Raw genomic sequence first — 23,192 nt, 5'->3', positions numbered from 1 at the left:
GCGAAAGCAAATACAATAGCTTCACTATCATGATAAGGGGGCTGGCGGAGTTTGTCAAGCAAGTTTTTAGCCCTGTCTCCTTGCTATAATGTTCATATCGATAGAAAAGCAAAAGAATAAAATGAAATATCAAGTGATATCCTCTATAATTAAATTTTTTGAATGAAGAGATGACGATTCGTGTAGGAATTAATGGCCTTGGTAGAATAGGCAGAGGCGTATTGCGTGCTATTTATGAAATAGAAAAGTATAGTGAGCAAATAGAAGTTGTAGCTATCAATGGATCGCTCAGTGCAAAGCAGCATGCACATTTGATTAAATATGATTCTATTCATGGCAAATTCAGTGGTGATATTGATTTTAATGAGTCTCAAAATTGGCTATCCATAAATGGCAGAAAGTTTTCTTTGTATAGAGAACGGAGCCCTGAAAATATTCCTTGGAATGTTGATGTAATACTTGAATGTACTGGTGCATTCAACAAACGTGAAGAAGCAATAAGGCACAATGCAGAGAAAGTAATTGTCTCTGCTCCAGTTCCGGATGCTGATGTCACTATAGTTTATGGTGTGAATAACGATATGCTCGAAAAAGAGCATAAAGTGATATCAGCAGGTTCTTGCACTACAAATTGCCTTGCTCCGATTGTGAAAGTCCTACACTCCAGTTTAGGTATAAAAAGCGGTTTTATGACTACTATACATGCCTACACGAATGATCAAAATGTTCTTGATGGTAATCATAAAGATTTGCGTAGAGCAAGGGCTTGCGGATTATCTATGGTGCCAACTACAACCGGGGCAGCAAAAACAATTGGTTCTGTCATTCCTGAATTAAAAGGAAAGCTAGATGGCACTGCCGTCAGAGTTCCGGTTAGCAATGTTTCTATGGTTGATTTTACATTTACGACTGATAAGAAAGCGACCGTTGAAGAAATCAATGAAATATTTAAGGATGCAGCTCTCTCCTCTACGTCATTCCAGCGCGTGACGCTGGAATCTAATTTCTGGATCCCAGTGTCAGCTACTCGGATGACATCAGAGGGTACTAAGATGACATCAGAGGGTACTAGGATGACAGAGGGTTATCCAATGTCAAATGTACTTTCTATATGCGAGGAACCTTTAGTCTCAATAGATTTTGTGCATAACCCTTATAGTGCAATTGTGGATTTAACTGGTACATATGTTACAGGTGATATATGCAGGGTTGCAGCGTGGTATGACAATGAGTGGGCTTTTTCGCTGAGAATGTTAGACATAGCATTATTGAGCTATAGTAAAGTATGAACTGGAACTCAAACAAATACGCCTCATTTTATGAGCACTTTGCGGAACTCAGAAAAAGAGTTATCTTTTGCTTTCTATTTTTTTGCGTTGCTTTTGGTTTTTGTTATTACTTTAAGGAAAATATATACCGTTTTTTACTCGCACCTTTAATAGAAGCAACAAAAGGTAGCGAAGGTTTTTCTTTAATTTACACAGACTTAACAGAGGCATTTTTTGTGTATCTCCAAGTTGCAATAATGAGCGCACTTTTGTTTTCTTTTCCTGTGTTTGCATGGCAATTTTATATGTTCTTAGCACCTGGGTTATATAAAAGTGAAAGGGCAGTGTTGTTGCCATACTTGATTGCAACACCGGTTTTATTTGTAACGGGAGCTACTGTAGTCTATTACTATATATTTCCTTTAGCCTGGAAGTTTTTCATCACTTTTGAACATAGTGGGAAATCTTTCGGTATACCAATAGAGTTTATGCCATCAGTTAGCGAATATTTAGACCTCGTTCTCCAATTTATGTTTGCTTTTGGCACTGCATTTCAAATTCCAGTAATACTCACATTAATGGTGAGAGTAGGGTTACTCACTACACAAAGTTTGTCAAATAAACGCAGAATCGCGATAGTGGTAATTTTTATTATCGCTGCAATCTTAACTCCACCTGATGTATTAAGCCAAGTAGGGCTTGCAATACCTATGCTGATTCTATATGAATTGTCCATTCTGATATGTAGGTATATTGAAAAAAAGAAGACAAAGATTTAAACAAAGAAATCCCTCTTATCTCCTTTATATCACATTTTTAACTTACAACATTCTTATTCAAGACTTAAATATGGAAATGTTTTATAAATTGATTGTAATACTTTGTTAAGTTCAGTCTTACTTTTGATGATCAATAATACTGTATCATCACCTGCTATAGTTCCTATAATTCCTATGTTTTTGCTATTATTTAATGAATAAATAACATATTTCTGATCTAGAAAGTAAGCCAGACTGCTAGCTTGTCCTGGTTGGGTATGTAGTACTATTAAACCAAAATCCGAAATTTGCATATTAAGTATCAATGGTAATTGATACTGGTTGATATCGATTACTTTATATACACCAGCAACTTTGGCAATTTTAAGTTTTTTTAATTTTCTTGATAAAGTAGCCTGAGGAATGTTGTGCCCTCTTTCTTTAAGCAAGGTCTGTAAATCGCTCTGCTCTAAAATTTCGTGATTTTGAATAATATTTAAAATATGTTCACCTAGTGTGTTGTCATGCATTATGCATTTTCCTCATATTGAATATGTAATAAGTATATTTGAAATTATATTCATTATTTCTTGACTATTCAATTTTTAATGTCTATACTCATAAGATGAATAAAACATGAATATAAATTAGTAATATGAAAAAATATATTTTAAATGCTATTATAGTGATAAGTATTCTATTAACAGGATGCAAGGAAGATAAACACGATAATATCATTAGATTTGCAATTTCTGCAGATTATCCACCTTTTGAATATTATGAAAATGGTAAATTTACTGGCTTTGACATTGAGCTTGCTCAATTAGTAGCAAAAGAGTTAGGTAAAGAAGCGATATTTAAAGATATGCAGTTTAGTACTATATTTGCAGCATTGCAAAGTAATTCTGTAGATGCTGCTATATCTACTATTGGTAGCACAGAAGAGCGTGAAAAAAATTTTGATTTTTCAAATAGTTATTATACAGGGGAATTTGGTATTCTATATCACAAAAATAAACCCATAGCCGGTATAAACAACTTAACTCACAAGAAGATAGCCGTTCAACTAGGAACTGTCATGGAAATTTGGCTAAAAGAGCATGTTCCTACAACAGCTCAAATTATTGCTATAGACAATAATAATCAAGCTGTAGAAACATTAAAGTCTGGTCATGTTGATGGCGTCCTAATTGATGAATTCCAAGGTAAAGTATTTAGCAAAAAAAATCCTGGTCTATCATGGTCAGCCATCGCTAAGTCAGATAATGGTTATTCTATTGCTGTGAATAAAGGATCTGATTTAAAGGATAAAATAAACGAGGCGTTAAAAAGTTTAGAAAGTAAAGGTGTAATACAAAAGATAGCAGAAAAATGGCTAGGAGATAACTGATGCAAGAATTAATTTCTAATTTCTTGTTTGTTGGAACAGGCCTTGCCTTTACTTTAAAATTATTGATTGGAGGACTGCTTTTAGGTATGAGTCTAGGAGGGTTATTTTCAGTACTCAGATATAATAAGATCTGTATTCCATTAATTAATGGAATTATATCTGTAATACGTGGCACCCCCCTTATATTACAGTTAAGTGTTGTTTATTTTATGACTCCAACCATTGCAGGAATTAAATTAAACATATTTAGTGCTGGCATTATAGCATTTGGTCTAAATAGCTGTGCTTATATTGCTGAGATTTTACGAGCTGGTATTGAAACTATATCAAAAAACCAGTTTGAAGCAGCTAAAACTTTACAAATACCTAGTTTCTATATGTGGAGAGATATTATATTACCACAAGTTATTAAAAATATTCTTCCTGCAATGATAAATGAGATCATTGCACTTCTTAAAGAAACGGCATTAATCTCTACTATTGGTGGTGTTGATATTATGCGCTCTGCGCAAATGCTTGCAGCAGAACAATTTACTTATTTTATACCACTTTGTCTTGCTGGGGCTTATTATTACGCTCTTGTATTACTAATTGAATATATAGGCAAAAAGATTGAACAGAAAGGTATATATGATAAAAATGCATAATGTTTGTAAATTATTTAATAATGTTCCAGTACTTAATAATATTAACCTGATTATAGAACAATCTATAGTTGGTCTTGCTGGTCCTTCTGGTAGTGGTAAATCAACATTGTTACGTTGTATACAAAAACTCGAAGTTTTAGATTCTGGTAGCATTGAATGCAATGATAGTACTGGTTTTGTATTTCAGGATTTTCAACTTTTCCCACATATGACTGTCTGGGAAAATCTTACATATGCTCCCAAACTTAAAAACAAAACTCAGGATCAAAGTGATTCACTACTTGAGTCTTTGGGTATTGCTTCTAAAAAAAATGATTACCCTAGTAATCTATCCGGTGGGCAAAAACAGCGGGTTGCGCTTGCCAGAAGCTTAATGATGAATCCAAGGATTCTATTATGCGATGAGCCAACGTCTGGTTTAGATGTAGTAACAATAGTCGACGTTGTGGAACTACTACAATCAGTTAGAGATATGGGTATTACTATGATTATCGCTTCTCACAATTTGGATTTTTTAACAAAAATATCAGATCGGATTATTCTGTTAAAAAACGGAAAAATAATTGTAGATATCAATCCTAAAGAAATTGATGAACCAACAAACTATTTAAAAAATAATTATTAAAAGAGAATCACTCATATCATACTGAGAGCTATAACAGATCTTAGCATCGAAAATTACATAATATACATTATGGAAAATAAATTACATAATATAAGAAGCAACGCTAAAAATAAAATCACATAATATAGCAAACTATAGCTAACCCAAGAGCGGAATGACGAATTTTTGTTTTTCAAACTGTCGGTAAATCTAAGTCAGTTTAGCTATATGTGTCAAGCACTGGGATGACACCCTCCTGATGGGCCAAAATCACAATGTTCGTACAGTTATGGAATGAATCGCGGTATGACGTGTTGCTTTGATCAGCTATAAAGATGATGCTGCGGAAGTTTTTAGTACTTGCTCGCAACTTTCAACAATTTAATAGCACTGGTGTTTACAACCTCTCCGCCGACACGCTTAGTGACAAAAAACCTCACATAAGGTTTATTCGTATAAGGGTCTCTTAATATTCTCATTCCTCTGTTATCTACAATCTTATAAGCTTGTTTGAAATCTGCCATCGCAATTACTGGTAGCTGATTGTTTGGCGCTGGTGGCATATCGGCAGATTGATATACTGGTATTCCCATTAAAGTATCTGGAGCTTCAAGCGACAGACTTGGCTGCCAGAGATACTGACCTGTTTGAGATTTTAGCAGCCTGATATCCTTCAACGTACTCCTGTTTATCAAAAATGACGCATTTTTGGAATAATATTCGTCCAGAGAGTAATACAACATCATTATTGAATCACTATCTAATTTTTCAGTTTTAACTTGCTCTATTTTATTATAACTGTTTCCATTTTCATAAGCTAAAATTCCTTTTGGTTGAAAAGTGCCCTCACCCTTAATGAAGGCTTCGCTTTCTTCCTTACTAAAAGTCTCGGCAATCTTTTCCACCAGCCAACTCTCAACATCGACAAACGCATCATCGAGTAACTTTTGTGATATTTGTGGTTGAGCATATAACTCGTAAGTTGTGACGGAAATCTTTTGGATTTTGGGCGTGTCCGTATCTTTTGCAAAATCATACTTAGACTTATTGCCACCGTCCTCATCATCTACTGTTTCACTGCTCCAACCTGCACCGGCGCGGTCAAAATCTTCTATAATGTAATCCAATGTTTCAGTAGAGATTCTTTGACTGGAGCATATTTGTCGCATTGGGGACGAATCAGTTACGCGCTTGTTTATGCGTTTTACAATATGCGGAGTAACTAGATACCCTCCGATATCACTGTCATCTCCACTGAGGGTTTTGTGTGATAAACCGCTTTCCATTCCCTTGCGGATATAATCAGAAAAATATTTATCGCTTGTGCTAAAATCTGTATTTACTTCTGGGCGTTGAGCTGCAGTTTCGATCAAGTCTAAACGCTCTTTGCAACTATCAATGGCATTATTTACCTTGCATAGCTGCTCAATTGTTGCAGAATCAGCACGCCCTTTGCTTTCAATTTCTTTTAGTTTGCGATCATTTATTAATTTAAATTGCTCCCATGATGAAGCGAGTTCATTGATACGGTGAGCGATATCGGTAAGTGACATAATAGCCTCCTTTGAAAATGAAATAAAAATGGAAATAAGGTAATAGGAATGGCATCCATAGATGTTTCCCACAGTTGTACGAATATTGCAATATGGTACATAGTAAACGATGTCATTCCAGTGCTTGACACTGGGATCCAGCTTCTATGCAACTTAATTAAAAACGTTTGTTTTAGCGTAAGACAACTACCTTTAGCTCATCAGCTCAGTTATAAGCAAAATTTCTGGATTCCAGTGTCAAGCACTGGAATGACATCATCTGTTGTGCAATTTACCTTTAAAAATGAATATCCGTACAGTTATGTGCTTGGCACTGAAATGGCATCATTTTTTATCTGTTGAAAATGTAAACCGAAAAATAGCGTGGCACTTTGTGCCACGCTTAGTACTGTAAGCTTAATCCAGTAATTAAATTAAGCGAGGTAAAATAAAAGATAATGACACTATATAATGTTCGTTCTTTTATGTCAAGCACTTTTTTGAATTTTTTTGGTGATAATTTTTATCCAGTTATTTTATTATTGTAGTATAATTTCAATGCCAGATACTATCATTATGATCACTATCTAAATTTAAATCGTAATTATCATCAAATTTATATATCCCCTCCATCTCTTCTCTATGCAATTCATGTGAATCACCTAAAGCTTTTTGATTAGAAACGTCAACACAATACTGTAACAGTGCTCTTAATGCTCCAGCACTATCTTGATCTAAATTAAAATTGCTAAAATCAAATTTCTGCATACTCTCCACATGTCCTTCTCTACATAACCTACATATCTTAGCAAAAGCCCTTTCACTTTCTCGACTCCAAGCATTAAGAAAGTAAGGATCTACTACTTTGCTAAATTGTTTCTCTATCTCTTCAAGAGAGCTCTCTGGATTAAGTTCTAATATTACTTTGAAAATCCCACTGCCATGGAATCCATAAAATTTACTAGATAAGCTATCTTTTACAAAATTAACTGCATCATCTATTGTAACACCAGAGCGAGATTCAAATATCATCTCAAATGCTCCATAACAACTATCAATACCAAAATTAATTATTTTTTCCATAAAATCAATTACCTCTTCTAAGGAAATTTGTGGCTTATTCCTCAAGATAACTTCTAAACTCTTGACAAAATTATGCCCATGCTGACCCATAGCATGGGTTTTCCCATTTATTGTATAATGATATAGCTTCTTATTTTCTATTATATGCTTATTGCACTGGTAGATATGTAGCTTATTCAATTTGTCAGAATATTCCTCTATTTCCTTATCTGGTAATTTTGAGCGGAATTCCTTGATTACTTCGCGTATTATTCTATTGATATTACTCATGCTTATTCCTAATTAATATGTTAGTATTTTTATAAATTAAGTTATTATATTAAAATTCTTTCATGGATTTCAATATTAGCTCCGCACTACTTGTAGTTTTTGTAATGGGTCTGCCAATGACGATATAATCAGCTCCTGAATTTATTGCTTCTTTTGGTGTTGCTGTTCTTTTTTGGTCGTCATGACCTGGATCTATACGAATTCCTGGAGTAATAATTTTAAAGTCTTCACCGCATTCTCGGCGCACTTCTTGAGCTTCTAGTGCAGAACAGACTACTCCATGGAGTCCAATCTTTTTTGCAAGCTTTGCAAGCAAAATTACCTGTGATTTTGCCTCTCTTGCTACTCCAAGCTCGTTTAAATCCTCATTGCTCATACTAGTTAGCACTGTCACCCCAATCAGCTTTATTTTTGTGCCTTGCACTACACTTAGCGCTTCTTCAAGCATTTTTGTTCCACCGCTGATGTGCAGAGTTAACATTTCAATGTTCAGAACTTTTATTACTTCAACTGTTTTGGCTACAGTGTTTGGAATGTCATGCAATTTCAGATCTAAAAAAATTGGTACATTGCATTTTGCAACTTCTTGCACTCCAGAAAGACCTTGAGCAGCAAAAAATTCTAATCCCAGCTTTACCATGCCAACTTTACCACGCAGAGCATTAGCTAGAGAAATAGCCTTATTTAAGTCTTGTGTATCCAGTGCGCATATTATTGGGTTCATTATCTTGCATGATTTATCTTATAATAAGACTCATTGTTGTGTTTTGCAAATACTTTCACTCTGATTGAACTGACTGCGTTCATAAGATTCTGTCAATAGTGAATTTGGCAACTTGGTCGGGGTGGATGAGCGACTGACAAATAATGATTCATATCCAAGATCTTCCAGCGAAGAAGAAGGCGTTTCGTCTGGCAAAAGCCGTGCAATTTCTCCTTGTAACGCAGACTTTAATATTTGAATCGTATCTAATATTGCTTTTCCATCATTATTTCTTATTGGTTCTTCTATATTGTCTGTTACGCATCTTATCAACAGTTGCGCAAAATTCACTTGTTTTTCTTTCTCTTTCAAAAAATCTTCTATTTGACTGTCTCGTTCTAAAAGTGAATTTCTTAAACTTTTTACTTCATTATTACAATCTTTTCTTATCCCATCTAACTCAAAAGATTGATTTTTAATTAAACCATTTGCTTCATCTAACTCTTCAAATTTCTCTTTTAATTCTTTAGATAAATTTTTCTTTTCTTTGTTGACCTCTTTAATTTTACATTGTAGCTTATCTAAGTTTGCATGCAGTCTTTCTTGTTCTTCACGTAATTCCTCTACTTCTTTAGAAAATCTATTTTTTTCCTTATTCAATGCCTCTACTTTTTCACTAAGTTCATGTTTTTTCTCACGTAGTGCCTTTTGTACTTCACGTGATGTTTCTATTCTATCATTTAACCCCTTATTCTCTAGCTCTAAATGTTTATTATCATCCACTTCCATCTTCAGCTTTGCAATAAATCTACTTCTTTCTTCCAACTGTTTCTTTAAACATGAGATTTCAAGTTTTAATTTCTCTTCCTGCTCATTAAGCTTACCTATTTCCTTTCTTGTTTTGTCCAATTCATTGTCTATTTCAAACGTACGATTCTTTGCTGTTTCTAATTTTTTCTCTAAAGATTTTTTTTCTTCAAGAAGAGATTCTCTCTCAACTTCTGACTCATTTACTTTCTGATTCAATTTTTTTGCTCTCTTGTCTAAATTTTGCTTTTCTCGAGTTAATTCATGTTTTAATTTTTCCACTTCTTTGTTTGCAGCTTTTTCAGCTTCCTTTCCTAGAGTTATTTTATTTTCCAACTCTTGCTCTTTCTGAGCGAATTTATTTCTCTCAACCTCTATTTTTTTATTATTACTAATTATTTTATACGAAAGTGCAAGCACCAAAACAGATAATGTAGCTAAAGCAAGAATTAGAGGAAGAGGCACATTAGAAGTTACAATAAGCGCTAAAGATGTAAGTAACGTAAGAGTAGCTAAGGAACTAGCTACAAAATAAAATGCATTAGCCTCACTAAGCAAATTGCTCATTACTCCCCTCCCCCCCACGTTCAGCAGTCTTGTATATATTTATTAAAATTCTCTTATCTGTGGAGGTTCCTGCACTTACATCGTTAAGGTGTAATAGGAATTATTTGTTGTGTCTTTAAAAGGCGATAAATGAGGGCTGTTGATATTTGTATCAAGATTTTCGTGATTTAGTTGCTCTGAATTTTCTTTATTCTCATCCTCATCTTTCTTTTTAGGAGATTTTCTTGGAGGCTTTGTTCTATATTGAGTAGAATTTTTTGTTTTTGGTGTGGACATATGACTTAAGGAAGGTAGCTCATTAACGAACTTATCTTTATCTATTTTTCCCAATTCTGATGAATGTTCACTGCTTAGATCCTTTATCATTTTCAGTGAACTAGCTGTTTCTTGTAATGGAGTTTTTTCCAGCGTGTTTAGCGTTTCCTCGTTAGTACGCTGCTTATTCGACACATTATCTATACCATGAGTCTTCTTAAAATGTTGACAGAATTCCCCAACCTTAGACGCGCTAGTGAATTTTTTTTCTTCCAATTCACGTAATAAAATAATTAGATTTGCGGGTGAAAAACCTTTAGTCTCGTCTAAAACTCTTTTAAGCAAGTCAGGTTTTGTTTCTTTCAGATGCTCATTTATTATTTTTTTACGTGTGTTTGTGTCTAATGGAGGAATATTAATGTGATTGCTCAAACGACCACCCCTAGTTGTATGGTCCCAGAGAGTGATGGTATACTATCATCATCATTTAAGGAGTCATTATGGGACAGATATTACATGGGTGCGCCAAAACAACACAGACGATTCGTAGAGCAATACAAAATAGAAAAGAGAGCATAGCAAAACTCTCCAAGCATTATAACCTTAATCCAAAAACTATTATTAAGTGGAGAAAACGTTCATTTACGAAAGATGCTGATATGGGTCCAAAGCATCCAAGATCAACTGTTTTAACGCTAGAAGAGGAAGCTATAATAGTTACATTTCGCAAGTATACACTACTGCCACTAGATGATTGCCTTTACGCTCTGCAGTCTACAATTCCGCATTTGACTCGCTCTAGCTTGCATCGTTGTTTACAAAGACACAACATTAGCAGATTACCAGCTGTTGATGGAGAAGTTAAGTCAAAAAAGAAATTCAAACAATATCCTATCGGTTACTTTCATATTGATATTGCTGAAGTTAGAACTGAGGAGGGCAAATTACATTTGTTTGTTGCTATTGATAGGACATCCAAATTTACCTATGTTGAGTTGTGTAACAGTGCTACAAAACCCATAGCTGCTGAGTTCTTACGTAATTTGATTAGAATTTTACCGTATAAAATCCATACTATTTTGACAGATAACGGTATACAATTTACAAACCAGAAGCGTCATAAGTATGCTTTCCAACATATATTTGATAGAGTTTGCGAAGAGAATGTTATTGAACATCGTTTGACAAAAGTTAGCCATCCTTGGACGAATGGGCAAGTCGAGCGTATGAATAAAACTTTAAAGGATGCTACAGTTAAGAAGTATTACTATCAATCGCACCAGCAACTTAAAGAACACCTTTATAACTTTGTTATGGCTTATAATTATGCAAAGAGACTCAAAACTCTTAAGGGTCTTACTCCTTATGAATTTATATGTTATCAGTGGACACAGTCTCCAGAATTATTTATACTAAATCCACACCATCACACTCTGGGACCATACACCTAGTAAGTGCTCCATCTAAATCAGAGATACGATTAGTTGCAGCAACCACCGTCACATCTTTTATAGAGTCAAAGCCACCAATTTTAGTTAAGAAATGATCTAAATATTCTACATTATTACCATGAAGATTACGCATTTTGCCAAAGCCTTCAATTTCATCTATAAAAACTATACAAGGAGCGTTTTCTTTTGCTTTTTTAAAAAGATCATCTATATTTTGTATATTAAACAAACTAGAAGCAGAAACACTTATAAATGCAGATATACCTTTAGTTTCACTCGCAATTGCCCTAGCAATCATAGTTTTACCAGTTCCTGGTGGACCATGCAAAATGTATCCTTCTCTTTTTTCTAGAGCATTTGGTTGATAAATCCTTACCAACTTTTGTTTTATATTGTTTGGAAGCATAACATTATCTAATGTCATCTTTTCTCTTTCTTCATCTTTTCCATAAAAGTTCATCTGCAGCTCTTCTTTTACTTCATCTTCCTTTATGAAATTACCAAACCTTTCTTCTAATTCCTCTTTTGTTGCAGTACCATTAAGCCCTGCCTTTAGCTCTTCTTTTGTTGCAGCACCATTAAGCCCTGCCTTTAGTTCTTCTTTTGTTGCAGCACTAGCAATCTTTGTCACTAGCTCCTCCACTTCATCTTTTGTTGCAGCACTACCAATTTGCTTTACAATTTCATCTAATTTTGTCGTGAAACTACTAAACTTCTTACTTAGCTCTTCCACTTCATCTTTTGTTGCAGCACTAGCAATCTTTGCCTTTAGCTCTTCCACTTCATCTTTTGTTGCAGCACCATTAGCTTGCTTTGAAATTTCATCTAATTTTGTCGTGAAACTACTAAACTTCTTACTTAGCTCTTCCACTTCATCTTTTGTTGCAGCACTATCAATTAGCTTTACAACTTCATCGTTAAGCTTCTTTAGCTCTTCAGCAAACTCTCCTCTTAGCTTTTCCACTGCACCTTTTGTTGCAGCACTATCAAGCTTTTCCCCTAGATTTGCAATTTGATTGTATTTTTCTGTGAGACTACCAAGCTCTCCTCTTAGCTGTTTAACTTCATCTTTTGTTGCAGCACCATTAGTCTGCTTTGAAATTTCATCCAATTTTGTTTCGAGATCACTAACTTTCTTATTTAGCCCTTTGATTTGAGGTTCTAAGCTTTGTATTGTATTTTCTTGCTCTGCAGCTAATTCAGTTTTTTCATTAAGCTCCGCTCCTTGAGCAGCTAATTTTTTATTTCGACTAATCATCTTGCATGAAAGTACGAGTATCAAAGTAGATATCAAGGCAACAGGAAGAGCTACATTAAAGGCTGCAATTGAAGATAAGAATGCAACATAAGGAGCAACAGCGAGTGTCCCAGATGCAAGCAATGCCAAAGTAGCAAGAGTACCAGCTATAAGATATGGCGCATTAGTTTTATTATATAGATTTCCTACTATCGTTCCCTCATAAGTTAAAGTTATCGTTATGGTAACGCTCACATTAAAGGAAGTCAAACAAATTTCACATAAAAATCAATATAAATCTATATTCACTATGTATTTTCCGTTCTCAGTTTCAAGCTCAGACTGCATCCACTCTATCATTTCCGCATTGCACACTGCCTGCAAATCATTCTGCGCGGATTGATTCAATTTGTCCTCTCGTAGATCTGCTTTTATCACTAATTTCTTTATCAAATGCTTAACTGACACATTATTATCTGCTTTTATCTTTCTGATAATGTTTAATATCTGAATAACATTATCTCCCATTTCCTCTGAACATTTATCGTAGATAAGTTCTTCTTTGCTCGGCCAATTACTTTGATTGTGTACAGAATTATAACTATATAACAGGTGGTATATCTCTTCCGTAATGTACGGCAGAAAAGGTGCAAATAACCGCAAAATAATATTCAGTACATATGCCGAACTTTGCTTTGCACTTAAGTTTGCTTCGCTGTTTACTTTATCTCCATATGCGCGCTTTTTTGCTAGTTCCAAGTAGTTATCACAAAAGTCTTTCCAAAAAAATTCCTCTATTGCGCCCAAAGCTTCGCAGTATTCAAACTGTAATAGGTTATTTGTTGCTCTACCTATTACTTTGTACAGCTTAGACAGTATCCATTTATCCATCGTCTCACTGATGGAATTTATGCTTACTGTTTGATGCTTTTCCATGAACATGAAAACAAACTTGCTAGCGTTCCAAAGTTTTGTAACGAGGCGCTGGCCAATTTTGAATATATTTTCAGAGTAGACTGTATCAACTCCAAGCCTTGAGTTCGCTGCCCAATAGCGCACTACATCAGCTCCATAAGTTTCAAGTATTACATGAGGAGTGATGATATTACCTTTTGATTTACTCATCTTTTTCTTATCATCTGCTAAACACCAACCGCTGATCATAATGTTTTTCCAAGGTAAAGAATTTGCATGATAATGTGCCTTTAAAATAGTATAAAAAGCCCAAGTTCTTATTATCTCATGGCTCTGGCTGCGCAGATCTGCAGGAAATATCGTATCATAGCGATGATTTGGTAAACTAAACTCACTGTTTACTGCCAGTGCACTCAGTTGAGGAGTAATTGAACTTGTGGCCCAGGTATCCATTACATCTTGATCTGGGATAACCTCTTCTTTGCTATACCCTTTTGGCAAATCTTTGAGTGGATCTATAGGTAGGTCCTTTATCTCAGCTAGAATAATTTTACCTTCTTCTCCCTTACGTTTGGAATACCATGCTGGAAATGGCACACCAAAATAGCGCTGCCTTGAAATGCACCAGTCCCAATTTAGCCCTTCTATCCACACTTCCATACGTTTACGCATATTGCTTGGGTGCCAATTGCATTCTTTTACTTTATCTAATACTTGAGCTTTTTGCTCTAAAGTCTTGATAAACCATTGATAAGTAGGTAATATCTCAAGTGGTGCACCAGATCTTTCTGCGCACTTAACAGAATGAGAAATGTTAGTGCTTTCTATCAAAAGTCCTTTTCCACTCGAGATTTCAATCATCCTCTTTCTTGCTGCTGTAACTTTCAATCCATTTATTTCACTATAGATTCCAGTGTCAAGCACTGGAATGACATCATAAAGGCTTATTCTCCCATCCTGATCGATGATAATTTTCATCGGTAGATTATGCTTTTGCTGCCAATATATGTCGAGTTCATCACCGAATGTACAACACATAACAAGCCCGGTGCCTTTATCTATTTTAACCTTATCATCTGCTATGATTGGAACTTTTTCCTTTGTTATTGGCACTATGGCTGTTTTTCCGATCAGATGAGTGTAGCGCGCATCCTCTGGATGACAAAAAACTGCAACACATGCGGGAAGTAACTCAGGCCGCGTAGTTGCAATATTGATCTGCTCATTTTCTTGAGTAGAGAAAACTATCGTGTTTAAGGATGACTCAAAAACTTTATCTTCTATTTCTGCTTGCGCAATTGCTGTTTTATCAACCGGGTCCCAAAGGATGGGCTGCATTTTTCTATATGCATATCCCTTATTATATAGATCAATAAACGACATCTGTGAAAGCGTCACAGTTTCCTTGCTGATCGTGTGGTATTCCAAATCCCAGTCATAACTAATGCCGACCGATTTAAATAGTTCCTTGAATTCTTGCTTTGATTTTTCAATAACCTCATGGCACATCTCTATAAATTTTTCCCTGCCAACTTCTTTTGCGCGGGTTTTATAGGTTTGCTCAACCAATCTTTCAGTGGGAAGCCCATTATCATCAAACCCAATTGGGTAAAACACATCTTTTCCCAGCATGCGCTGAAACCTTGCAATAAAGTCCGTGTGGCAATAGCTAAATATATGGCCAATATGCAATTTACCCGATATTGTCGGTGGAGGTGTGTCTATAGTGAAAGTGTTATCCTTTTCACCATTCCATTTATAAACTTTACTGCCTTCCCATAATATGTTGCATTTGTCTTCAACTTCTTTAAAGCCGTATTTTTCTTTTAACATAAATATTTCTCAATTTTAAACTTTAAGCTAGCAACGTTATACCGCCGCGGTATCTCTAGATCCCGCTAACAAGCAGCGGAATGACGATGGTCGGTAAACCTAAATTACTTTAGCTATAGCACAATTAAGTAAATACGGCAATTTTACGCCAAAATTTTTTGTTTACGAACATAAATTTTCTATGTTATGATAAAAATATTATTTGACCTTAGGTTCTAAGGGTATTATGTAATGTTAAATTATAATTGAGGTTCGTTATGCTAAGCTTAAAGAATGGTACAATACAGGTTGCCGATGATAAAATAGTGCTTGTTATAAAAAAAGATGATTATGAAGAATTTAAAAAGTATAAAAACGTAGATAAGAGTGGTGCTATAATTGATGACAAGTTTTATGTGGGCTGTACGCTAAATGATCAACAACTATATATTACTGGTTCTTATCCTCAAGAAGAACTAGGAGATAATACAATCATGAATGTAAAATCCGTTGGGAAAAAGGGTGGCAAATATTTTAGTTGCCTAGAAGAAATGAAAAATCTGCTAGGCCTTAACGATGGGAAAGAGGAGATTATGGTAAAAGCCCTATCTTGCCATCCCACAGTACAATTGTTAGAAGAGAAAAATGTTAAAACAACAGAATTGGAAGCTGCAGAAGAGCAGTTAAAGGGGAAAAATGAAGAATTAGAAGCTGCAAAGAAGAAAGCTGAGGAGGAATTGAGAATTAAAACACAAGAATTACAAGATCAATTGGACACAGCCCAGCAGGAAAAACAAGACTTAGAAGCTGAAGTGGAAAAACTAAAGGCAATAGATTCTACAGCGTTGCAGCAGCAGTTAGAAGAGAAAAATGCTAAAATAACAGAATTGGAAGCATTAGATGCTGTGGCGTTACAGCAAAAGTTAACAGAGAAAGAGAATGAAATGACAGCATTAAAAGCTCAACCAGATGCTGCTGTTACGAAGTTAGAGGGTGAAAAAACAACACTAACAAATAAAATAAAAGATTTAGAAGCACAGTTAAACAACCAACCAAATGCTGCTCAGTTAAAAGCCAAAGAGGATGAAATAAATAAACTAAATGATGAAGTTGCGCAGTTAAAGGCAGCACCAAATGATACTGCTGCTCAGTTAAAAGCCAAAAAGGATGAAACAAAAGACTTACAAAATCGATTGACTGAAGCTGAGGAGAAAAATAGAAAACTAGAAGATAAAAGCAAAACAACTGAGCAACCAAAACAAGGCAATGGAGCACGGTACACTGCTACTGTTGGTATGGGTCTTGCTGCTGGACTGATAGCATTTACTGCACTTGAACGTACAGTTAAGTTAGAGATGTTAGTAATGATTGGTATAGCAGTAGCATCTGCACTCGTAGCCGGTGGTATTACATATGCAGTATTACCTAGTACTCAAGTAGATGGGGCAAAAGCACAAGAAGTAAATGAGAATGGGAAAAAGAAGTAACAAGGGTTAAGCCGAAATGTACGTGTCAAGTAAAACACTTGACGCGAACTTCAGTTTTTGTATTCTTTTATTAGCATAATATAATTTTGTGCTGATTGTGCAATATGTTTAATTTCTTCATTCGACATTTTTTTGAAGAATTTTGCTGGCCTACCAGCCCATATTTCACCACTTTTTATCACTTTTCCGTGTGTTACCAGTGAGCCAGCAGCTACCATAGCTTCAGGCTCCACAACTGCATGGTCCATCACGGTAGAGCCCATACCAATAAACGCCTTATCATGCACCGTGCATGCGTGCAACACACAAAAATGTCCCACTGTTACCATGCTGCCAATAATTGTGTCACCACCTGGGTTTCTATCCACATGAATTACCGTTCCATCTTGAATATTTGTTCCATTACCTATTTTTATTGATCCAACGTCCCCTCTGATTACACAATTAAACCAGATGCTTGCATCTCTTCCTATTTCAACCTTGCCTATGATATGCGAACCACCTGCGATGAAAGCACTTTCGTCTATTTTTGGTTCATAATCTTTGTATTTTAAAATGTGATACATATTAAGCCCAAAGTCTTATGCATATGTTAATCAAAATAAGGTAAGCAGTAAATACATACTTAGATTTCAAACTACTTGGGTGACAGATGTTCTTGACTTACGTGCTTTGTACTGCTAAGATTTTTATTTTCAGCCCTATCTATAATGTCAGTAGCGGTATTAAGTATATTTCAAATAATATTGGTTGTTGTGTTAGTAATTTTAGTGCTCTTGCAGCCGCCTGGGAGTAGTTCGTTAAGTGGTTTTAGTAATGTACAACAGGGGGTCAATTCGATGATTCCGGTGAAATCTTCTGAAAACCCGCTCAGCAGAATAACGGCTATTGTTGCTGGATTGTTTATTATAAACACATTGCTATTGTCAGGATTATGTTCAAAAGACGTACATAAAAAATCGATCGCAGAAAAAATTATATTAGAAAAAAAGCAAGAAAGTGAATCTACTTCTGTTCCATTTGAAAATTAATGAAGGAAGCTAAATTTATCTTTGTCACAGGTGGAGTTGTGTCATCGCTTGGTAAAGGCTTAGTTGCTTCGAGTGTTGGTGCGCTTCTTCAAGCTCACGGTTTTAAGATCCGTATCAGAAAACTTGACCCGTATCTCAACATTGATCCTGGGACAATGAACCCAACTCAGCACGGAGAGGTATTTGTTACCGAAGATGGTGCTGAAACTGATTTGGATCTTGGGCATTATGAGCGTTTTACTGGAATTAAAGCAACAAAAGATGACAATATAACAACTGGTAAGATATATCATGAGTTATTGAAGAAAGAGAGGCGTGGTGATTATCTGGGCAAAACTGTGCAAGTCATTCCTCATGTAACAGATTTGATCAAATCGTTCATTTTTAATGGTACGGAAGGTTTAGATTTTGTAATATGTGAAATAGGCGGAACTGTAGGTGACATTGAAAGCCAACCATTTTTGGAGGCTATACGCCAAGTTAACTACACATTAGGAAAACAAAGAGTTATCCTGATTCACTTAACTTTAATACCATATCTTACCGCAGCGCAAGAATTAAAGACAAAACCAACGCAGCATTCAGTTCGAGAGTTAAATTCCGCGGGGTTACAACCAGATATTATATTATGCCGCAGTGAGAAAGAAATTTTCGATAATCAAAGAGAGAAAATAGCTAAGCTTTGCAATGTTTCTTTATCCAATGTGATACCTGCCCCTGATGTGAGTCATATATATGAGTTACCGGTGTTGTATAGCCAATGTGGGCTTGATACGCAAATTTTGGAGCACTTTCATTTAAGTAAGCCAAAACCAAGCTTGACTGAATGGGATCAAATAGTGCATTCCATAAGGCACCCAACACAGGAAGTTACTGTATCTATAGTGGGAAAATACACCGAATTCCCTGATGCATACAAATCACTGGTTGAAGCATTAAATCATGGTGCGATTAGTAATAAAGTCAAAGTAAAGATAAATTGGGTTAACTCAAGAGAGAAGGAAGAAAAACCTATAAATGAAAAGCTTATAGGGGAGAAGTTACAGAATTCTCATGCAATCCTTGTTCCAGGGGGGTTTGGTGATGACGGAGTAGAGGGTAAAATATTAGCAATAAATTATGCCCGTACAAATAATATCCCATTTTTCGGAATTTGCCTTGGTATGCAGCTTGCAATTATTGAATTTGCTCGTAATGTTGTTAAGCTTGAAGATGCACACTCTGAAGAATTTCGTAACTGTAAACATCCAATCGTTAAGTTAGCTGGCGATCAAGATGACGATCTTGGTGGAACCATGAGACTTGGGGCATACAAATGTAATATAAATGCAAACTCTAAAATGATGGATGCATATAGTAACACTACTATTTCAGAAAGACACAGGCATAGATACATAATCAATTCAGATTATAAAGATGATTTGGAAAAAAATGGGCTGCTATGCAGTGGCATATCAGAAGATGGAACGTGCATAGAGGCAGTGGAGTTAGAGAGTCATCCGTGGTTTATTGGTGTGCAGTTTCATCCAGAGTTTCAATCAAAGCCGTTTTCTCCTCATCCTCTTTTTGTATCATTTATTGAAGCAGCAATTGATAAGAAATAAGTGCCTAGTGTTTAAGTATCAATATATGGAGCTTGCCATAGAGCAAGCCAAACTCGCTCAAAAAAATGATGAGGTGCCCATAGGTGCTGTAATAGTGAGTGGAGACAATATCATTTCTTCTGCACACAATATATCCAGCGATCCAACTGCACATGCAGAGATGTTAGCGATCAGACAAGCATTTTCAACTCCCACGCTTTGTGATGCTGATATGTACGTAACATTAGAACCATGTCCGATGTGTGCTCAAGCCATTTCCTTTGCCAGAATTAAACGATTGTACTTTGGAGCTTATAATCCAAAAGGTGGAGGAATTGAAAATGGTGCTAAGATATTTCAATTTTGCAGCCATATACCTGAAGTTTATGGTGGGATATTAGAAACAGAATGCTCTTTTTTGTTAAAGGATTTTTTTGAGAAACTAAGGAACATTTGATAAATCGTCATGCTACTTGTTTTCCGATACAAAATCGTCATCCCGCTACGTGTTAGCGGGATCTATGCTAGGAGATACCGTGACGGTATGGCGGTTAAGTAATTCGTCATTCCAGCGCGTGACGCACAACTATACAAACATTGTCCACCAGCAGGGTGTCATCCGAGTAGCTGACACTGCCCTCCTTTGTCATCCCAGTGCCCAGACACTGGGATCCAGAAGACTTAATTTTAACCAAGTGGCTGCATAATAAAGGCTGGATTCCAGTGTCAAGCACTGGAATGACATTACAGGGACACTGGGATGACATCATCCTTTTCTCTGGATTCCAGACTGGAATGACAGCAGTCCTACGTCATACCGTCACGGTATCTCTAGATCCCGCTAACAAGCAGCGGGATGACGGTTGTCAGGGTGTCAGCTACTTAGATGAAACCCTTTCCCGGTCTATCAAATCACATAGGAGAAAACTAAGACCAATCAAATTTCTTATCTTGCGGTTTTATTTGCAATATTGCTACCACACTGATCAACAAGCAGAAGACTATATAAAGCCCAGCAGCAAGGTTTGTTTGAGGAAATGTTACAGTCAACCAAATACAAACCATAGGAGTAAATCCTCCATGTAACGCATAAGAGATATTGCGTGATAAGCTCACACCACTAAATCTAACATTGGTAGGAAAGAGTTCAGATGCAACTATTCCTATGGGAACTATACCCCTTTCTATTATAGAGAGAACCATTACGCTCAACGCAATCACAAGATAATTTTTATAGTAATATGCAATAGATAACGCAGGACAACACAGTGCCATTGTAATTGCTATAAATAAGATTGCAGTGCGCTCTTTTCCAACTTTATCAGCCAACATTCCAAACGCTATTGAAGATATCGGCATTAATACACTGGTTATAATCAATACAATTTCGTTGATATATGTTGTTACATAAACATCCACTGATGCTATTTCCTTTGCGAGAGTTCGAAGAAATATGGTAAATCCAACAGCAACATTAACAGGTACAGATATTAAAATAGCAAGTATAAGAGCTCTCTTGTGGCGTTTTATAAGCTCTATTATTGGCAAATCAGGTAAATTTCTTTGTTTTCGATTTTTTTCATATGCTGGAGTTTCTCCCAATGTGTATATGCTATACGCGCTAATTAATCCTAAAATAGCTGAGAAAATAAATGGCAATCTCCAACCCAAGGTACAAAAATCAGTAGTTTTTTTGCAGATAATCACTATCACCGCAGAAAGCAAGACGCCAATGGAGCGACCAAAACCCATCATTCCAAAATACATCCCTAAGTTCTCTTTCCTACTGGATAAATGCTCTATAAGATAAACAGAACTTCCTTGTTCACCACCAAGTGCAATTCCTTGTGTTATATGGATTGCAAGAAGCAATATAGTAGAAATTATACCTACTTGATTGTGACTTGGAATAAATGCAATGAGACTTGATGGTATCGATATTAGCAAGATAGTAATTATTAATGCTATCCTCCTTCCATACCTGTCACCAACGTGACCAAATATGAATGCACCAAGTGGCCTTACAATTGCACCTAGCCCTACAATTCCAAATAATTGCAGTATGTTACTGTAGACATCTTTTGCAAAACAAAACTCTCTGCTGATTATGTTAATCAAATCAATAAAAAGCATGTAGTCATACCATATTGCGATTCTGCAGAGTATGGTTGATATCAACACCCTTGTTTGCACTAAATTCAATTCGTAAATGTTTGCTTATTCTATTCTGGCTGCTTTTTGGGATTTTACAACCTAAACATATGGAGTTGACTTTTTTATTATGGTGTGTGATAATTGCAGTGTTATTAAGTTTAGTGGTAAAGTTATAATGAATATAGCTTATTTAGCAGCACTTATAGCAGCAGCTATAATAAAAATAGCAGCAGTAATACTTTGTGCTATAATGTGTATAAGCATTTTCTTTATATTATTTAAGGGAATTAAAGAACATTTAGATTCAAAAGGATTTCTATCTCTTCTGAAAACAGTAGGTGTAATTTCTATAATACTATCAATTATATCTCTCCCACTTATTATATTAAGCCTTACTACTCCGTTACCTCTGGTAGTAGGTATAGTAGGTGGTATCGTTGGTGCTATTTCCATAATACCATTAATAGTAGCTTACATTTTGCTTGTGGCTATATCGGATATCTTTATTACCAAGTCTTTATAAATTTGAGCTAATGTTACTGTCTTCATTTCTTCTTGGTTGTAATATTGCTGAAAGTTATCTATTTCCATAGGTATAACATATAATCTGATTTTATAAGATATTCTACCGGGATTAAAATATCGTAAATCTTAGGCGTTATAAACAAAATTTACAGGAAAAATAAGATGATACTACTCAAAAAGGCAAACAAGACGGTATTTTTCTGGCATAAGTTAGCGTTCAGCTTTACCTTTCCTTGCAAGACATTTTAGAGCTATTATGTCTTACTTCTTGAAGATACAAGTTAGCGTTTTTAACCCGAATTCTGGATTGGAGATTAAAAAAAACAAGAATATCAATAGCTTATTGTTTTAGCATTTACGATAAAGCAGTAAGCATTTTAAGACTAGTTACTAATTTAGTAAAATTCAAGACTTTCAATAATTTACCTAAAATCTAATCCAGAATTCTGGTTAATAATAAAATCTTGTTTTTTGAAAATGAATTTGGTAAACTTTAAAGATGTATGTGACAATATGGTGATATATTGTTTTTAGTATTTAATAAATTAAAGTACGTACTTGATAATTTTTCTGAACGCTCTAATCAAGCTAAAATAGGTAAGCTAGATAAAATTATTCTTAGTTTAAAATTGGTATAAGGTATTAAGATGAAAAAAATTGAAATTTCAGAATTACTAAAAAGAATTTCAATCTGTTTACTATGCGTGGCAACTATTGTCTCTATCGCTTTTTTGTTTGCCTATATGCATACAATGTTGCTTAGTAAAGGGTATGAGTTAGCTGCACATTATGTTAGTGAAGCTATGCCTTGTGTGTTACTTGTCGTTCTCCTTTTTATTGTTTGGTTTGTATATGATCAAGTATTCAGCAAACTAAAGGAAGTAGAGCTGCCTATATCGATAGAATTAGCTAATTCAGATGATAAAAGAATAACATTTGCTGATGCTATAATTGATGACTCCTTAAAACAACGGTTGCAGATGATTTGCTGTGACCAAATGACAGAAGAAATGCGCAAGCTGTTTGGAAATAAAAGTATTAATTCACTAAGAGGTTACATATTATACACTGCCATTAAGTTAAGGAAAAAGTGTTAGAATGTATTATAAAATC

The 23,192-nt window shown here is 35.3% G+C and carries 23 protein-coding genes and 1 pseudogene; 14 read left to right on the top strand and 10 right to left on the bottom strand.

Annotated features, from left to right (window positions below; all coding sequences use genetic code 11):
* Positions 1–170 precede the first annotated feature (170 nt).
* Together DEF52_RS03660 and tatC are read left to right on the top strand one after the other, a co-directional pair.
* On the top strand, positions 171–1,289 hold the full coding sequence (locus DEF52_RS03660; protein WP_151807879.1) for a type I glyceraldehyde-3-phosphate dehydrogenase: 1,119 nt from the start codon (positions 171–173) through the stop codon (positions 1,287–1,289).
* Positions 1,286–2,047 (top strand): twin-arginine translocase subunit TatC, encoded by a 762-nt coding sequence (gene tatC, locus DEF52_RS03655; protein WP_012673114.1) that lies wholly within the window; start codon positions 1,286–1,288, stop codon positions 2,045–2,047. Before DEF52_RS03660 ends, tatC begins: the two co-directional genes overlap by 4 nt.
* 53 nt (positions 2,048–2,100) lie before the next feature.
* Here tatC and DEF52_RS03650 read toward each other — a convergent pair whose 3' ends face one another.
* Positions 2,101–2,556, bottom strand: coding sequence for an arginine repressor (locus tag DEF52_RS03650; protein WP_007548899.1), 456 nt, complete (start codon positions 2,554–2,556; stop codon positions 2,101–2,103).
* A gap of 125 nt (positions 2,557–2,681) precedes the next feature.
* On the opposite strand from DEF52_RS03650, the gene DEF52_RS03645 reads away from it, so the two are divergent.
* Genes DEF52_RS03645 through DEF52_RS03635 form a run of 3 tightly spaced genes read left to right on the top strand, consistent with a single transcriptional unit; the run spans position 2,682 to position 4,688 of the window.
* Positions 2,682–3,416, top strand: coding sequence for a substrate-binding periplasmic protein (locus DEF52_RS03645; RefSeq protein WP_151807878.1), 735 nt, complete (start codon positions 2,682–2,684; stop codon positions 3,414–3,416).
* A complete protein-coding gene (locus DEF52_RS03640) occupies positions 3,416–4,063 on the top strand; it encodes an amino acid ABC transporter permease (RefSeq protein ID WP_007548901.1) in 648 nt (215 codons plus the stop codon). The genes DEF52_RS03645 and DEF52_RS03640 overlap by 1 nt, the downstream gene beginning before the upstream one ends.
* Positions 4,047–4,688: an amino acid ABC transporter ATP-binding protein gene (locus DEF52_RS03635; RefSeq protein WP_151807877.1), complete on the top strand. Its 642-nt coding sequence runs from the start codon at positions 4,047–4,049 to the stop codon at positions 4,686–4,688. The genes DEF52_RS03640 and DEF52_RS03635 overlap by 17 nt, the downstream gene beginning before the upstream one ends.
* Positions 4,689–5,020: 332 nt before the next feature.
* On the opposite strand, the gene DEF52_RS03630 is transcribed toward DEF52_RS03635, so the two are convergent.
* The gene (locus DEF52_RS03630) at positions 5,021–6,220 is read right to left on the bottom strand and encodes a phage major capsid protein (protein ID WP_151807876.1); all 1,200 of its coding nucleotides are present in this window, start codon (positions 6,218–6,220) and stop codon (positions 5,021–5,023) included.
* Positions 6,221–6,268: 48 nt separating this feature from the next.
* On the opposite strand from DEF52_RS03630, the gene DEF52_RS06270 reads away from it, so the two are divergent.
* On the top strand, positions 6,269–6,562 hold the full coding sequence (locus DEF52_RS06270) for a hypothetical protein (protein WP_010962608.1): 294 nt from the start codon (positions 6,269–6,271) through the stop codon (positions 6,560–6,562).
* Between the two features lie 192 nt (positions 6,563–6,754).
* Here DEF52_RS06270 and DEF52_RS03620 read toward each other — a convergent pair whose 3' ends face one another.
* The 4 genes from DEF52_RS03620 to DEF52_RS03605 all read right to left on the bottom strand — a co-directional run bounded on the left by DEF52_RS03620 (position 6,755) and on the right by DEF52_RS03605 (position 10,316).
* Positions 6,755–7,552 carry a hypothetical protein gene (locus tag DEF52_RS03620; RefSeq protein WP_151807875.1) on the bottom strand — a complete coding sequence of 266 codons (798 nt, stop codon included), beginning with the start codon at positions 7,550–7,552 and terminating at the stop codon, positions 6,755–6,757.
* Between the two features lie 49 nt (positions 7,553–7,601).
* Positions 7,602–8,276 carry an orotidine-5'-phosphate decarboxylase gene (pyrF, locus tag DEF52_RS03615; RefSeq protein WP_006280567.1) on the bottom strand — a complete coding sequence of 225 codons (675 nt, stop codon included), beginning with the start codon at positions 8,274–8,276 and terminating at the stop codon, positions 7,602–7,604.
* 30 nt (positions 8,277–8,306) lie between these two features.
* A complete protein-coding gene (locus DEF52_RS03610) occupies positions 8,307–9,629 on the bottom strand; it encodes a coiled-coil domain-containing protein (RefSeq protein WP_015588973.1) in 1,323 nt (440 codons plus the stop codon).
* A gap of 75 nt (positions 9,630–9,704) precedes the next feature.
* Positions 9,705–10,316 carry a hypothetical protein gene (locus tag DEF52_RS03605; protein ID WP_151807874.1) on the bottom strand — a complete coding sequence of 204 codons (612 nt, stop codon included), beginning with the start codon at positions 10,314–10,316 and terminating at the stop codon, positions 9,705–9,707.
* 68 nt (positions 10,317–10,384) lie between these two features.
* Here DEF52_RS03605 and DEF52_RS03600 point away from each other — a divergent pair, with 68 nt between their 5' ends.
* Positions 10,385–11,335 (top strand): IS481 family transposase, encoded by a 951-nt coding sequence (locus DEF52_RS03600; protein WP_151807863.1) that lies wholly within the window; start codon positions 10,385–10,387, stop codon positions 11,333–11,335.
* Here the strand turns inward: DEF52_RS03600 and DEF52_RS03595 are convergent.
* A complete protein-coding gene (locus DEF52_RS03595; RefSeq protein WP_151807873.1) occupies positions 11,292–12,842 on the bottom strand; it encodes an AAA family ATPase in 1,551 nt (516 codons plus the stop codon). The genes DEF52_RS03600 and DEF52_RS03595 overlap by 44 nt on opposite strands.
* An 18-nt stretch (positions 12,843–12,860) precedes the next feature.
* A complete protein-coding gene (locus DEF52_RS03590) occupies positions 12,861–15,320 on the bottom strand; it encodes a valine--tRNA ligase (RefSeq protein WP_151807872.1) in 2,460 nt (819 codons plus the stop codon).
* A gap of 257 nt (positions 15,321–15,577) precedes the next feature.
* Here DEF52_RS03590 and DEF52_RS03585 point away from each other — a divergent pair, with 257 nt between their 5' ends.
* Positions 15,578–16,786: a hypothetical protein gene (locus tag DEF52_RS03585; RefSeq protein WP_151807871.1), complete on the top strand. Its 1,209-nt coding sequence runs from the start codon at positions 15,578–15,580 to the stop codon at positions 16,784–16,786.
* A 50-nt stretch (positions 16,787–16,836) separates the two neighbouring features.
* Here DEF52_RS03585 and DEF52_RS03580 read toward each other — a convergent pair whose 3' ends face one another.
* Positions 16,837–17,352: a gamma carbonic anhydrase family protein gene (locus tag DEF52_RS03580; RefSeq protein ID WP_151807870.1), complete on the bottom strand. Its 516-nt coding sequence runs from the start codon at positions 17,350–17,352 to the stop codon at positions 16,837–16,839.
* A 144-nt stretch (positions 17,353–17,496) separates the two neighbouring features.
* On the opposite strand from DEF52_RS03580, the gene secG reads away from it, so the two are divergent.
* From secG to DEF52_RS07030, 4 genes and pseudogenes are all read left to right on the top strand, one after another.
* On the top strand, positions 17,497–17,817 hold the full coding sequence (secG, locus tag DEF52_RS03575) for a preprotein translocase subunit SecG (RefSeq protein ID WP_151807869.1): 321 nt from the start codon (positions 17,497–17,499) through the stop codon (positions 17,815–17,817).
* Positions 17,817–19,421 carry a CTP synthase gene (locus tag DEF52_RS03570; protein WP_007548879.1) on the top strand — a complete coding sequence of 535 codons (1,605 nt, stop codon included), beginning with the start codon at positions 17,817–17,819 and terminating at the stop codon, positions 19,419–19,421. Before secG ends, DEF52_RS03570 begins: the two co-directional genes overlap by 1 nt.
* A gap of 25 nt (positions 19,422–19,446) precedes the next feature.
* A complete protein-coding gene (locus DEF52_RS03565) occupies positions 19,447–19,857 on the top strand; it encodes a nucleoside deaminase (protein WP_015588966.1) in 411 nt (136 codons plus the stop codon).
* Positions 19,858–20,033: 176 nt separating this feature from the next.
* Positions 20,034–20,144 (top strand): annotated as a pseudogene (locus DEF52_RS07030) (WPE palindromic element domain-containing protein); the annotation flags it as partial.
* A gap of 183 nt (positions 20,145–20,327) precedes the next feature.
* Here the strand turns inward: DEF52_RS07030 and DEF52_RS03555 are convergent.
* On the bottom strand, positions 20,328–21,593 hold the full coding sequence (locus DEF52_RS03555) for an MFS transporter (RefSeq protein ID WP_256359313.1): 1,266 nt from the start codon (positions 21,591–21,593) through the stop codon (positions 20,328–20,330).
* A gap of 136 nt (positions 21,594–21,729) precedes the next feature.
* On the opposite strand from DEF52_RS03555, the gene DEF52_RS03550 reads away from it, so the two are divergent.
* Both DEF52_RS03550 and DEF52_RS03545 read left to right on the top strand, forming a co-directional pair.
* A complete protein-coding gene (locus DEF52_RS03550) occupies positions 21,730–22,077 on the top strand; it encodes a hypothetical protein (RefSeq protein ID WP_151807868.1) in 348 nt (115 codons plus the stop codon).
* Between the two features lie 649 nt (positions 22,078–22,726).
* Entirely contained in the window at positions 22,727–23,176 is a 450-nt protein-coding gene (locus tag DEF52_RS03545) for a hypothetical protein (protein WP_237357339.1), read from the top strand.
* The last annotated feature ends 16 nt before the right edge of the window (positions 23,177–23,192 follow it).

It is taken from the genome of Wolbachia endosymbiont of Nasonia oneida, assembly GCF_009012935.1.
GTDB classification, from domain to species: Bacteria; Pseudomonadota; Alphaproteobacteria; order Rickettsiales; family Anaplasmataceae; genus Wolbachia; species Wolbachia pipientis.
Note: the sequence above shows the minus strand (reverse complement) of the source record. Positions and strands in the feature narration are given on the sequence as shown.

Bases quoted from the DNA above. Each gene is read 5' to 3' on its own strand.
- DEF52_RS03640 (WP_007548901.1), top strand. From the start codon at position 3,416: ATGCAAGAATTAATTTCTAATTTCTTGTTTGTTGGAACAGGCCTTGCC.
- DEF52_RS03660 (WP_151807879.1), top strand. From the start codon at position 171: ATGACGATTCGTGTAGGAATTAATGGCCTTGGTAGAATAGGCAGAGGC.
- secG (WP_151807869.1), top strand. From the start codon at position 17,497: ATGTCAGTAGCGGTATTAAGTATATTTCAAATAATATTGGTTGTTGTG.
- pyrF (WP_006280567.1), bottom strand. From the start codon at position 8,276: ATGAACCCAATAATATGCGCACTGGATACACAAGACTTAAATAAGGCT.
- DEF52_RS03650 (WP_007548899.1), bottom strand. From the start codon at position 2,556: ATGCATGACAACACACTAGGTGAACATATTTTAAATATTATTCAAAAT.
- DEF52_RS03550 (WP_151807868.1), top strand. From the start codon at position 21,730: ATGAATATAGCTTATTTAGCAGCACTTATAGCAGCAGCTATAATAAAA.
- DEF52_RS03635 (WP_151807877.1), top strand. From the start codon at position 4,047: ATGATAAAAATGCATAATGTTTGTAAATTATTTAATAATGTTCCAGTA.
- DEF52_RS03610 (WP_015588973.1), bottom strand. From the start codon at position 9,629: ATGAGCAATTTGCTTAGTGAGGCTAATGCATTTTATTTTGTAGCTAGT.
- DEF52_RS03545 (WP_237357339.1), top strand. From the start codon at position 22,727: ATGAAAAAAATTGAAATTTCAGAATTACTAAAAAGAATTTCAATCTGT.
- DEF52_RS03565 (WP_015588966.1), top strand. From the start codon at position 19,447: ATGGAGCTTGCCATAGAGCAAGCCAAACTCGCTCAAAAAAATGATGAG.
- DEF52_RS03620 (WP_151807875.1), bottom strand. From the start codon at position 7,552: ATGAGTAATATCAATAGAATAATACGCGAAGTAATCAAGGAATTCCGC.
- tatC (WP_012673114.1), top strand. From the start codon at position 1,286: ATGAACTGGAACTCAAACAAATACGCCTCATTTTATGAGCACTTTGCG.
- DEF52_RS03570 (WP_007548879.1), top strand. From the start codon at position 17,817: ATGAAGGAAGCTAAATTTATCTTTGTCACAGGTGGAGTTGTGTCATCG.
- DEF52_RS03585 (WP_151807871.1), top strand. From the start codon at position 15,578: ATGCTAAGCTTAAAGAATGGTACAATACAGGTTGCCGATGATAAAATA.
- DEF52_RS06270 (WP_010962608.1), top strand. From the start codon at position 6,269: ATGGCATCCATAGATGTTTCCCACAGTTGTACGAATATTGCAATATGG.
- DEF52_RS03580 (WP_151807870.1), bottom strand. From the start codon at position 17,352: ATGTATCACATTTTAAAATACAAAGATTATGAACCAAAAATAGACGAA.
- DEF52_RS03600 (WP_151807863.1), top strand. From the start codon at position 10,385: ATGGGACAGATATTACATGGGTGCGCCAAAACAACACAGACGATTCGT.
- DEF52_RS03590 (WP_151807872.1), bottom strand. From the start codon at position 15,320: ATGTTAAAAGAAAAATACGGCTTTAAAGAAGTTGAAGACAAATGCAAC.
- DEF52_RS03630 (WP_151807876.1), bottom strand. From the start codon at position 6,220: ATGTCACTTACCGATATCGCTCACCGTATCAATGAACTCGCTTCATCA.
- DEF52_RS03645 (WP_151807878.1), top strand. From the start codon at position 2,682: ATGAAAAAATATATTTTAAATGCTATTATAGTGATAAGTATTCTATTA.